The 12159-nt window shown below is 34.7% G+C and carries 12 protein-coding genes; 6 read left to right on the top strand and 6 right to left on the bottom strand.

Going from position 1 to position 12159, the window contains the following annotated elements:
* Positions 1–36: 36 nt before the first annotated feature.
* On the bottom strand, positions 37–210 hold the full coding sequence (locus tag G9C87_RS06510) for a hypothetical protein (protein WP_228456969.1): 174 nt from the start codon (positions 208–210) through the stop codon (positions 37–39).
* 83 nt (positions 211–293) lie between these two features.
* On the opposite strand from G9C87_RS06510, the gene G9C87_RS06505 reads away from it, so the two are divergent.
* The 4 genes from G9C87_RS06505 (at position 294) to G9C87_RS06490 (ending at position 2741) form a co-directional block, all read left to right on the top strand.
* Positions 294–866 carry a hypothetical protein gene (locus tag G9C87_RS06505; RefSeq protein ID WP_172279323.1) on the top strand — a complete coding sequence of 191 codons (573 nt, stop codon included), beginning with the start codon at positions 294–296 and terminating at the stop codon, positions 864–866.
* Positions 867–1107: 241 nt separating this feature from the next.
* A complete protein-coding gene (locus G9C87_RS06500) occupies positions 1108–1527 on the top strand; it encodes a JAB-like toxin 1 domain-containing protein (RefSeq protein WP_317168536.1) in 420 nt (139 codons plus the stop codon).
* 1 nt (position 1528) lies between these two features.
* The gene (locus G9C87_RS06495; protein WP_172279319.1) at positions 1529–2083 is read left to right on the top strand and encodes a hypothetical protein; all 555 of its coding nucleotides are present in this window, start codon (positions 1529–1531) and stop codon (positions 2081–2083) included.
* 103 nt (positions 2084–2186) lie between these two features.
* Positions 2187–2741 carry a hypothetical protein gene (locus tag G9C87_RS06490; RefSeq protein WP_172279317.1) on the top strand — a complete coding sequence of 185 codons (555 nt, stop codon included), beginning with the start codon at positions 2187–2189 and terminating at the stop codon, positions 2739–2741.
* Between the two features lie 190 nt (positions 2742–2931).
* Here G9C87_RS06490 and G9C87_RS06485 read toward each other — a convergent pair whose 3' ends face one another.
* The 5 genes from G9C87_RS06485 to G9C87_RS06465 all read right to left on the bottom strand — a co-directional run bounded on the left by G9C87_RS06485 (position 2932) and on the right by G9C87_RS06465 (position 9209).
* Positions 2932–5193: a glycoside hydrolase family 3 C-terminal domain-containing protein gene (locus tag G9C87_RS06485; RefSeq protein WP_172279315.1), complete on the bottom strand. Its 2262-nt coding sequence runs from the start codon at positions 5191–5193 to the stop codon at positions 2932–2934.
* A 283-nt stretch (positions 5194–5476) separates the two neighbouring features.
* Positions 5477–6286, bottom strand: a complete 810-nt coding sequence (metQ, locus tag G9C87_RS06480) for a methionine ABC transporter substrate-binding lipoprotein MetQ (protein WP_172279313.1) — start codon at positions 6284–6286, stop codon at positions 5477–5479.
* A 217-nt stretch (positions 6287–6503) separates the two neighbouring features.
* Positions 6504–7160, bottom strand: coding sequence for a methionine ABC transporter permease MetI (gene metI / locus G9C87_RS06475; protein WP_172279311.1), 657 nt, complete (start codon positions 7158–7160; stop codon positions 6504–6506).
* Complete coding sequence (locus tag G9C87_RS06470) at positions 7153–8181, bottom strand: methionine ABC transporter ATP-binding protein (RefSeq protein WP_172279309.1); 1029 nt, start codon at positions 8179–8181, stop codon at positions 7153–7155. The genes metI and G9C87_RS06470 overlap by 8 nt, the downstream gene beginning before the upstream one ends.
* Before the next feature lie 23 nt (positions 8182–8204).
* The gene (locus G9C87_RS06465; RefSeq protein ID WP_172279307.1) at positions 8205–9209 is read right to left on the bottom strand and encodes an EamA family transporter; all 1005 of its coding nucleotides are present in this window, start codon (positions 9207–9209) and stop codon (positions 8205–8207) included.
* A gap of 513 nt (positions 9210–9722) precedes the next feature.
* Between G9C87_RS06465 and G9C87_RS06460 the strand changes: the two genes are divergently transcribed.
* The gene (locus G9C87_RS06460) at positions 9723–11117 is read left to right on the top strand and encodes a hypothetical protein (RefSeq protein ID WP_172279305.1); all 1395 of its coding nucleotides are present in this window, start codon (positions 9723–9725) and stop codon (positions 11115–11117) included.
* 299 nt (positions 11118–11416) lie between these two features.
* A complete protein-coding gene (locus G9C87_RS06455; RefSeq protein WP_172279303.1) occupies positions 11417–11923 on the top strand; it encodes a M15 family metallopeptidase in 507 nt (168 codons plus the stop codon).
* Positions 11924–12159: the final 236 nt, after the last annotated feature.

Raw genomic sequence — 12159 nt, 5'->3', positions numbered from 1 at the left:
ATGCGAGGTTTTTATTTTTTCGGAAAAATTTTTGATTTATAGCGAAGCTACATTTTTATTAAAGAAATCCTTAAACTTTTTAGTAATAAGCATTTTATCTACCATTGTAAAAATCATGGGCTTATCCTCTTCATCAAGTTGATTAATCAGATGCAGCTTCTCAAATTCCGGTTTATCCTCTATGGTTACTTTCAGGAATAATATTTTCATATTACAGGATCTGATCTGTGGTCAGATTAAAAAGCTTTGAAAACTTCAGGAAAACAAAGTGCAACTGAAAGAAAATTGCCAGAATGAATAAAAGAAATAATTTTTTAATTTTAACAATTACATTGTTTTGTATTGTTGTGATTTTAGGATCTTGTAATACTAAATTAAAAGGTACTTCATTTGGAGAAAGTAGTAAAGAAAATGATACAATCTCATATAAAGAGTTAATGACTTCAATGGATAATGCCATAACCTTCAATGAAAATAAGTTAAATGAATATGAAATAGCTAATTTAAAAGATTATCTAAGGAACTTTTTGAAGAATGATTATAAAGAGTTAAAGAAAGAATCAACTTACACATCAAGAGATAATATCAAAGAATTTTTCATATTAGAATATGAAGAAGGAGAGGTGGTTCTTTTAAATTTTCATTATGTTTTTATCGAAGGTAGTAAGGCAAAACACTTTTTTATTAATAATAATGGTCTGGTAAAAACAAAAGCAATTTCTAAGGATGATCTGAATTATCTTAATGTTGTACCAATAAAAAGTAAAAACCTAAAAAAGGTGATATTATTGTCAGAAGTTAAAAATAAAAAATTAAGAACAAGCTTAGGAAATAGTGATAATATTTTGAATAATATTTTAAATTAAAGATCTAAATTAATTCAGAAAACAATTCTTAGATTTTTGTTTTCAATTCATCTTATACTATTTTATATTTCTTTAAAATAGCTATATTCATTAACAATCTCCAATAAAAGGAGAAGGAAAAGAAGGTCAGGATTTTGTTAAAGTAAATAAAAACAACTCTTCTGCCGGAACAATTATTAGTGATTTATCAAAAAATAGAAGTAAAGAATTTGGATTTAGTGAATCTGATCTTCGTATTGCAGTGACTACTAACAGAAAAGATGCATTGGACGTATTTCAGTTTTCTGCTCTTCATAGTACAAACGAGTGGTCAATTGCCAGTAATACTATTAATGGAAAAAATGAATATGCATTAGGAACCCAGCTAAATCCTACATTGTCACCTAATTATTTAAGTTTTGATAAGTTAGGATATTCTTCGAGTACGTTAAATTGGGATATGCATTCACATGGAAGCAAATGGGGAACGAATGGACCATCATCTGGTGATTTAGAACATGCCTTATCTAAGAAAGTTATAAGGTTTTTGTTTAGAACTAATGGCAATGAAATGGGTAAAGTCTATCCTTATGGAAAACCCTTTGATAACAGTTCATTATTTAAACAAAGAAATTTTGGAGATATGAATAATAAATTTTCAAATAATAGTGACTTTAAATAAAATGAAAACAGTTTATTTTATATTAATTCTAATATGTACAGGAATTAATGCACAGAATAAAGATGCAAGCGATTTTTTTAAAAGCCGTTCTGTGTATAGAAAAGTAAATAATGTATTGACATTTACTAATAAATCTAGTACAATTGTTTTAAATGATTATGAGAAATCTACTATTTATGCTTTGGTAACACCGATTCATGAAAGATATTTCACTGTCAGTTTAAAGAATCAATTACCAAGCTCTAGCATAGATCAAAAGCAATATAAATGCTTTAAAGTTACGGATAACAAGTTTATCGTATTTTCTGATAGATCTGATGAAAATTTTGGAAAAACAGAACAATACAAAAATAATTTTGAAATTAATTCGAAAGAGGAAACTCCTTGTAATGACTTATTTAAGCAATTAAAAAATAATAAGCAATCTGGTATTCCTGTGAATGTCTTTGCGTACTCAATTTTTGAAGAAACATTTGTTTATCTGGAAGATCTGGCAACCTTTGATGCTCTTCAATACTTAGAAATTGAATATGATCTGCATAAGCAATCGAAATAGCTGGCTAAGCTTATATTTATAGAAAGAATTTTGAGAATGGATCATTTTTTAAGAGATATGAATAATAAAAGATTTTCAGATAATTATGTTAACTTCAAATAGAATGAAACCATTTATACTACTTTTATTACTAGTAGGTGTAAAATTAAATGCACAAGATAAGAATGCAAGCGATTTTTTTAAAAGCCATTCCTTATATCGAAAAGTAAATAATGTATTAGCGTTCATTAATAAATCTAATACAATTGTTTTAAATGATTATGAAAAATCTACTATTTATGCTTTGGTAACACCGATTCATGATGGATCTTTTACTGTCAGTTTAAAGAATCAATTACCAAGCTCTAGCATAGATCAGAAGCAATGTAAATGCTTTAAAGTTACCGATAACAGATTTATCGTATTTTTTGATAGATCTGATGAAAATTTTGGAAAAACAGAACAGTACAAAAATAATTTTGGGATTAATGCAAAAGAGGCAACTTCTTGTAATGACTTATTTAAGCAATTGAAAAATAATAAACAGCCTGCAATACCTGTGAATGTTTTTGCATACTCAATTTTTGAAGAAAAATTTGTCTATCTGGAAGATTTGGCAACCTTTGATGCGCTTCAATACTTAGAAATTGAGTATGACCTGAATAAGCAATCGAAATAGCTAAAAAAGAAAATCCACTATAGATATTGAAATAAGGTATATTTGGTTTTAATAAATATCAATCCAGGAAAGCAATTCCTGGATTTTTGCTTTTATATTTCTTTACAATACCAATTTCAAATAATTTTATATAAAAAGAAAACCTCCCTTTCGGGAGGTCAAAAAACACAAATGATGAAAAAAAAATTATCTACTTTAGAGTGAATTTCACTTTAGTTTTAATGGCATCTGAAGAATTTCCAATCAAGGCTTCAAAATCTCCCGGTTCAGCTATCCAGTCATGTTTATCGGCATCGAAATAGCTTAGTGCTGTTTTGTCAATGCTAATGCTTACTTCTTTCTGCTCTCCAGGATTTAAAAATACTTTTTCAAAACCTTTGAGCTCTTTTGCCGGACGGGGAACAGAGGATTTAAGGTCACTGATGTACAATTGAATGACCTCAGCACCTGCTTTCTTCCCTGTATTTTTTACCGGTACGGTAAATGTAATTTTATCATCCTGGGATATCGTTGTTTTATCTGCTTTAGCTTTTCCAAATTCGAAAGTCGTGTAGCTTAGTCCGTGTCCGAAGCTGAATAAAGGTTTGATGTTTTTTGTATCATGCCAACGGTATCCTACAAAAATTCCTTCGTTGTAGGTAATATTGATTGGGTTCTTTTGATCTTTTCCTTTTCCTGCTGCCAACTGGTCTTTCTGACCGGGATATTCCCCTAATTGGTGCGCGGAATTGTCTTCCAGTTTCACCGGGAAGGTAAATGGCAATTTTCCTGAAGGGTTTGCGTCGCCTGCTAGGATAGAAGCAATCGAATTTCCTGCTTCAGAACCCAGATACCAGGATTGAACAATGGCAGGTACTTCTTTAATCCAAGGCATCGCTACTGCATTTCCGGAAACTAAAACAACAGCAAGATTTTTATTGGCTTTTGCCAACGCAGAGATCAGATGATCCTGGTTGTATGGAAGTCCATAGCTTTTACGGTCATTTCCTTCGCTGTCCTGGAAATCACTTTTATTTAATCCTCCAATGAAAATAACAACATCAGATTTTTTTGCCAGCTCTACAGCTTCATTGATTAGTTCGGTTTCAGAGCGGGTATCTTTCAGGTCCTGTCCGGATTTTACCCCGTTGTATTCTCCGCCGATATCTCCAACATATCCTCTTGCATACTGCACATCAACCTGCTTTCCGAATCTTTTTTTGATTCCGTCTAAGGGTAATGTTTCATATTTTACTTTTAATGATGAAGAACCACCACCAACAGTCATGATCTTAATCGCATTTTCACCGATCACTGCTATTTTTTTAGTTTTGGTGAGATCGATTGGTAATACGTTCCCCTGGTTTTTTAATAAAACAATTCCTTCTTCACCGATTTCCTTGGCTACAGCCTGATGTTCAGCGGAAGCAATATTTCCGAAAGGTTTGTTTCGGTTCATTGTTGTTTTATAAGCCAGGTTTAAAAGTCTGCTCACTTTGTCATCCAGTTCTTTAGTTCCTACTTTTCCGGATTTAATAAGGTCCAGATAAGGTTTTGCTAAATAATAGTTATCGTATGCATTTTTTGTTCCTGCCGATAAACCGTTGGTCCAGCTTCCGAATTCAAGATCCAGTCCGTTATGAATCGCCTGTTCGGTATTGTTTACCGCACCCCAATCTGAAACGACAACTCCTTTATACTTCCATTCTCCTTTCAGGATATCATTTAAAAGGTATTGGTTCTGGCTGGCATACTGGTTTTTATACATATCATAAGCGCCCATGATCGTCCATGAATCCCCTTCAGTTACTGCTGCTTTAAAAGCCGGTAAATAAATTTCATACAGGGCTCTGTCGTCTACGGTAACATTGCTGGTATGGCGGAACATTTCCTGGTTATTTAAGGCAAAATGTTTTACACTCGTTGCCACTCCGTTCGATTGGACCCCTTGGATATAAGGAACCACCATCTTGGAAGTCAGGTAAGGGTCTTCCCCCATATATTCAAAGTTTCTTCCGTTGAGTGGAGTTCTGTAAATATTAACTCCAGGTCCGAGAAGGATATCTTTTTTTCTGTATCGCGCTTCTTCTCCTAATGCTTTACCGTAGTTCCATGACATTTTTTTATTCCATGTAGCGGATAAAGCGGTTAATGCCGGATAAGCAATAATTGAATCATTGGTCCAGCCTGCCTGATTCCATTCATCCCACATTACTTCCGGACGTACCCCATGAGGTCCGTCTGTTGTCCAGAATTCAGGAATTCCCAATCTTGGAACACCTGGTGAACTGAATTTTGATTGTGCGTGAAGCATGGCTATTTTTTCCTCCAGTGTCATTCTGGAAAGAGCATCCTTAACACGTTGTTCAACCGGTTTCGATTCATCTAAATAGATCGGGAGGGTAGTATTCTGAGCCATTGAAGAAATTGAAATAAGAGTGAATAAACTTACTATGGCAGTTTTCTTAAACATAAAACCTTTTTTTGATTCGTAACAAAAATAGGAAATTTATTTATTATCTCAAATTGAGATAATGAAAATTTTTAAGAAATAATCAATTATATCAGGTTCTTATCCAAACGAACAAATCACAAAGGTCCCTGTTGTAAGGGTTTTTGCTACTGAAAAAAGATACATGATTTTTTTTCACCCGGAAAGGATAAAAGCTAAAAATTGTAATGCCATAGTAGCAATTGAAAAATTAGGATGTTATATCATCGCTGTATTGTTCAATTGCTATACTGTTAAATCAAAATTACCATCCTTTCACAGCACCCCCTTTAAAGATCTCTGCTGCTTTTTTCACCACTTCATCAGACTGGTAAGCTTTTAAAAAGTTTTTTACCTTTTCCTCATCTTTATTGTCATGTCTTGCAACCACTACATTTACATAAGGTGAATCTTTATCTTCTTTAAAAATCCCGGATTTTGTTTCGTCCAATCCTGCCTGTGCCGCAAAATTATTGTTGATGATTGCGATCACCACTTCTTTATCATCCAGCACTCTTGGTAATTGTGGTGCTTCAATTTCCAGGATTTTCAGCTGCTTTGGATTTTCTGTAATATCAGTGACTTTAGGAAGAAGTCCCACCCCTTCTTTTAGTTTTAATAAACCATTTTTCTGTAGTAACAGCAATGAACGCCCTCCGTTCGTCGGGTCATTGGGAATTACAACAGTACTTCCATTCTGTAGCTGACTGATATTTCTAATCTTTTTTGAATAGGCAACTATAGGATAGACAAATGTATTTCCTACAACGGCCAGTTTATAGCCTCTTTGTTTGGACTGTTCATTCAGGTATGGAACATGCTGAAAGGCATTGGCATCAATATCACCATTGTTCAATGCTTCATTTGGGACTACATAGTCATTAAAAGCAACCAGCTCAACTTCAAGGTTGTATTTTTCTTTAGCTACTTTTTTCGCTGTTTCAGCGATCAGTTGCTCTGGTCCTGAGGTAATTCCTACTTTGATGTAATTAGGATCATCTTTTTTAGCTGAATTACATGCATTAAATACCAGCAAACCTGCTGTAAGAAGTCCTAAGATTTTTAATTTCTTCATTATATACTATTTTTTATTTAAAGGCAGAATCGCGAATTGCGGAACTGCAAAATTGTTTAATTGTGGGAGTGGAGTTGTTGGTCGCATTGAATTCCAACACATATTCTCTCCAACTCTTTAGTAAATTTTTAAAGCAAAACTGTTTAATTGTGTGCGTGGAGTTACTGTTGGTCCCATTGAACCCATATACGCTCCAACACAAACACGCTCCAACTCTTTACCGGTGATCAAATCTCTTTGCCAGCTTATCTCCAGAAAACTGAATGATAAAAACCAAAGTGACCAAAAGCCCCAAAACAAGGTTCATGATCACAGCATCATAGCCGATGTATCCATACTGATAACCAATTTGTCCCAATCCACCGGCACCAACAGCTCCTCCCATGGCAGAATAGCCTACTAAAGTGATCAGCGTGATGGTTGCATTGTTGATCAGTGAAGGAAGCGCTTCCGGCAGCAGTACTTTTTTGATGATCTGAAGTGGAGTAGCTCCTAAAGCTCTTGCGGTTTCAATAAGTCCGTAAGGGATTTCGAGAAGACTGTTTTCAACCAATCTGGCAATAAACGGTGCCGCTCCTATGCTCAACGGAACCAAGGCAGCATTAACTCCAATAGAGGTTCCCACCAAAGCTCTTGTGAAAGGAATCATCCATACAATCAAAATAATGAATGGAATGGATCTGAAAATATTAACCAGGATGGATACAATTCTATTATAGATCTTATTTTCAAGGAGCTGTCCTTTCCTCGTAAGAAACAAAAGAATCCCTACCGGAAGACCTAAAACAAAACCAAAAAAACCGGAAACAAATGTCATATATACTGTTTCCCAAATGCCCTTTGATAAAAGGGAAATTACCGAATCACTAAGCATAGCCCTTTACTGTATTTTGAATTTTATTTTGATTAAAATAATAGATCGCCTTTTGATTTTCTTCGGATTCTCCCTGAAGCTGCAGAAGAAGCTTCCCAAAATTGGAATCTCCCAAATATTCTACATCAGCCTTTAGCAGCTTATAAGGAATTTTATATTCGTCATAGATCTTTGAAAGTAGTTTTTCTACTGTAATATGTTCATTAAGCTCTATTTCCACAAGCGGAAACAGACCGTCTTTTGGCTCTTTTTGCAGCTTTTTGTTAAGCTCCTGAGGTATAGTCATGATGCCTGGGTTTATAAATTGTTTAATAACCGGATGTTCTTTATCCGAAATAATTTCCTGCAGGGTTCCTTTGGTAAGGAGTTTTCCTTTATCAATAACAGCGACGTGGTTACAAATCGACTTGATTACATCCATTTCGTGAGTGATCAATAAAATAGTAATTCCTAATCGTTGATTGATATCGCGTAATAATTGTAAGATCGACTGGGTTGTAGCGGGATCTAATGCACTTGTTGCCTCATCACAAAGCAGAAGGTACGGATCATTAGCTAATGCCCTCGCAATGGCTACTCTTTGTTTTTGTCCTCCGGAAAGGCTTTTAGGATATTCATTGGCTTTTTCTTCAAGCCCTACAATTTTCAAAAGTTCGTTGACTTTATTTTGAATTTCTGACCGGTTCACATGATCCAGTTCCAGTGGTAGTGCTACATTTTCAAAAACAGTCCTTGAAGAAAGCAGATTGAAGTGCTGGAATATCATTCCTATTTTTTTCCGCTCTTTAGCCAGTTCTTTAGATTTTAGCTGAACGAAATCTTTTCCATTGATAATAATCTGTCCCTGGTCGGGCCTTTCCAACAGATTAACAGTTCGTATTAATGTACTTTTTCCGGCTCCTGAAAATCCGATGATTCCGACAATGTCCCCCTGCTCAATACTGAGACTGACATCATCCAGTGCCTTAAAGGCCTGTTTCTTCTTGTGAAAGGTTTTTGAAATGTTCTTGATCTCTATCATTATAGTTTAATTACGTTGAAATTTTATATGGGCTGATACGGCCTGTTGTTCCTTTTTGTAAACCGTAATGCCCTTCTGATCTTTACTTTTGATCGTTTTGAAAGCTTGAAATACTTGGTGATATTGGTAAGCAGGACGCCGGCTAATATAATGGTCAGTCCAAACAGCTGGTTTCCATTGATGGTCTGATTAGCGATAATCCATCCGGCCAATACCGTTACAATTGGGTTAATATACGTATGCGTACTTACCAGAGCCGCAGGTTTTACGGATAATAACCAGATATACGAAAGATAAGCGATGATTGATCCGAAGAAAATCAGAAATAAAACTCCCAACCAAGCCGATAACGGAATTGTTGTTAAGGAAAAATTATTCCATTCATTTCTGAAAAATGCAATAACAAAGGAAGCTACTCCTGCGATAATAAGCTGCTGGGCAATATTCATAAAAGTAGACTGACTGGCAGGATTCTTTTTTGAATATAACGATCCTAGAACCCATGCAACCGAACTTAATGCAAGTACAACAAATGCCGTAACCCGGACAGAATCACTGACGGCAGCATGGTGAACATTAGCGCTAACGCTTCCTTTTAAAAATAAAATCAATCCGATGAAGCCTATAATAAGTCCAATAGGTATAAACTTATCTGAGAAATAATATTTCCAGTTCTTTTTATCAATAGCAATAAACCAAAACGGTCCCGTTGCTATCGTGATAGCTGCTTCAGAAGCCGTCACATATTGTTCGCCCCAGGCCACAAGCCCTGTTCCACCGGTAAGGATGAGAATTCCGGTAATGCCGTTTTTTTTCCAATTACCCAAAGAATTGGCTTTTTCTCCTTTGGCCGACAAATAGCCCAGCATAAGTATTCCGGCAACCAAAAATCTGAAACCTGAAAGGATAAAAGGAGGAAACCCCTGTAATCCGAAAGAAATAGCCAAAAATGTAATCCCCCAGATTACATAAATATTGGTAAATGCTATTGGGATCAACCAATTATTTTTAGAGCTAGTTGTACTCATTGTATGTTTTTTTAATGTTGTTCATGTAAATAAAAAAGGCCTTACAATGTGGTAAGGCCTTATAAAATATGTCATAATAAAAGTAAGGTCAACCACGGCAATGTCGGAACATAGGCATACTGCACTGCATCATCACAGAAGTGATGGCTTGTTTATTTAGCGAATAGGTATGTTTAAATTCCGGTTTCATTTTTTTTATTTCCTGAATACGTTTGCAAATATAGAACATAAATTTTTAAAAGTCTACTAAAAAAGTAGACTTTTTGTGAAAAATAATTTTATGCTAATTTTATCTTATTGATTTATAGTGTTTTATTGTTTGTTGTAAATGGTTTTTATGATGATTATCATCTTGTTTTATCGATAATCTCTTGACGGATTGGTTCAATTGCAGTATTGATGAAAAAATTGTACTTTACGCTGTTTAAACAAAATTAATACCCATATCTTATGAAAACATTTTTATGTTTTATTCTGTTATTTCCCTGTTTTATTTTTTCACAAAAGATTCAGTTGAAGAAAGATAAACTACTGTTTAATGAAAAAGAAGTTGGATTTCTGAAATCTCCTTACAGGGACCACTTTGAATTTTATAGTCTCAATAATGAAAAAGTCTTTGATACAGATTTAAAAGGAGTTGCACTCGCTAAAGATGAGTTTCTTTATTATTTAGATATGAATTCCACAGATGGAAAAACTACCCAGATACCTTATGAAGTATTGATTACATCGTTTAAACCGGATAGAATTGTTGCCTATCAGTTAGCTGTAAAGTACAATCTTTTCAATGAAAATGGCTTTAATAAACCTGAAATAGAGAAATTTTTTGACACGCCCAGAGAAAATCTGGCAGATAAATATCTTAAGGCTAAAACCAATAGTATAGCTGAAAATAATGCAAAAAAAAGCCAGCTAGACAATATTCGCAGTCTTTATAATCCAAGAATGGGTTCTAATGGAGAGATTCTTATCAATAACGGAAATCATCCTGCAAAAATAATTGGGTATGTCAGAAGCTTTAATTGTACCGGTTTCAACAACAGTGGACCATGTCTTGAGGTAAGTGACCTTGATGGGATCAAAGTGGCATCTATGTTTCAGACACAGGGTATTAAAACTTATGGTGTAAAGACTTTTGATCATAATGAATTTACCTTTACAGCAACCAGGCCTTATGCTCAATCTGATTATGCTTTTGTGAATGAACTGGTCGCTAATCTTTTTATTCAGGGATATACCCTGGAGCATCAGGCATATTATAAGAACCAGGAATTACAGCAGGCAAAAGTAAATGATGCTATCAACCGTAGTATTAATTTATATGATGTACCGGGATATCTGGTTGAAAAATCAGGAAAGAAAACAGAAGGAATGATAACCATCTGGTTTGAAATGCTGGATACAGAAAGAACCGGCCGGAAACTTCCTGAAGGAGGCGCGGACTTCTTTGGGCAGCGTGTTATCCTTAAAAAACAATTGCCGAGAATGAACAGTATGGCAACCAAAATCTATGATGCAGATTCCGGTGTTCATTTCTGTGTTTCTCTCAATGGAAGTGAAGACTGTTACTATGGATTGGATGTAAAAGGAGAGTTCATGAAAAAATTGCAGAACTATGGAAGCATGCACGGTAATAATTCTTATTTCTACAGACTTATTGCTAAAGAAAATAAGATTATGCTGCTTCAGGATCCTGTGGAATTACAGAAATATGTTGTCAAAACAGACCTTCAGCCTAAAGGGCAGATGCTTGATAACAGATCAAACGATAAACTTTCAGAAAAGCTGGCTGATTATCTTAAAGATTGTAAAAGCCTTTCTGATCAGCTGAGAAAAGAAAGTCTGAATCTTAAAAACCAGGAAAATCTGATTCAAATTATTTCTGATTACAGTAAATGTAAAAAGTAATTGATAGAAATCTATCAGGGTAAATCCGGCAATAGCGTAAGCTATTGCCGGATTTATTTTATAGGGATTAAATTATTTAAAAAAGAAATTAAAACGTCAAGTTTTGACGTTTTGGACATTTACTTTTGTTTCAGAATAAGAGAGCAAGCTATAATTATGAAGAGAAAGATTACCCATATGAATTTCAAAAATCTTTTACCTTTTTTTCATAATTAATATAACACGTCGGGTTTTGGCGTTATATACCAATAGCTTTGTCCTACAATTAAACACTCAATCACAAAATATTAAAATCAACCATGGACACACCAAGTCAGAATAAAATAAAAAAGCTCCATCCATTGGTAAGGGAAGAAGTCACACAAATCGTAAAAGAATGTGATGAAGCCCTTACCGGGAGAGCAAAAGTAAGAATTACCCAAGGGCTTAGGACCTTCAAAGAACAAGATGCATTATATGCGCAGGGGAGAACAAAAGCCGGAAAAAAAGTCACCAATGCCAAAGCCGGACAGAGTATTCACAATTACGGATTAGCGGTAGATATCTGCCTGATTATCGACGGAAAAGTAGCAAGCTGGGACACTGCGAAAGACTGGGATAATGATGGCGTAGCCGACTGGTACGAATGTGTAAAGATCTTTGCCAAACACGGCTGGAACTGGGGCGGAAACTGGAAAACCTTTAAAGACCTATCACACTTTGAACGCAGATCTATCTGGAAAGGAGCGCGTAAGATCAACGCCACTTGGAGAAACTTACAAAATTTACCAAAAGATAAAGACGGATATGTAGTTTTCACCAAATAATTCCGGAATTATTTCAAAGTGAAAATCAATAATGCAATCATCTAAATGATTGTACAGGAAGAGGCATGTCTTTTACCGGAAAAAACAAACCTATCCTTATTGAAAAGACGTTAAAATCTGAAAGTTTGAATAAAAAAGCTATTGAAGCTCCCGGAATACAGGAAGAGAAAATAATACGATTGTAAGAAAATGTTCTTTCATAATTACAAGGCTTGCTATTCTTTCGGGCTATTAAC

Source organism: Chryseobacterium sp. LAM-KRS1, from assembly GCF_013184525.1.
Classification (GTDB): domain Bacteria; phylum Bacteroidota; class Bacteroidia; order Flavobacteriales; family Weeksellaceae; genus Chryseobacterium; species Chryseobacterium proteolyticum.
The sequence above is the reverse complement of the archived record's forward strand: the minus strand, read 5'-3'. Positions and strand labels throughout refer to the sequence as shown.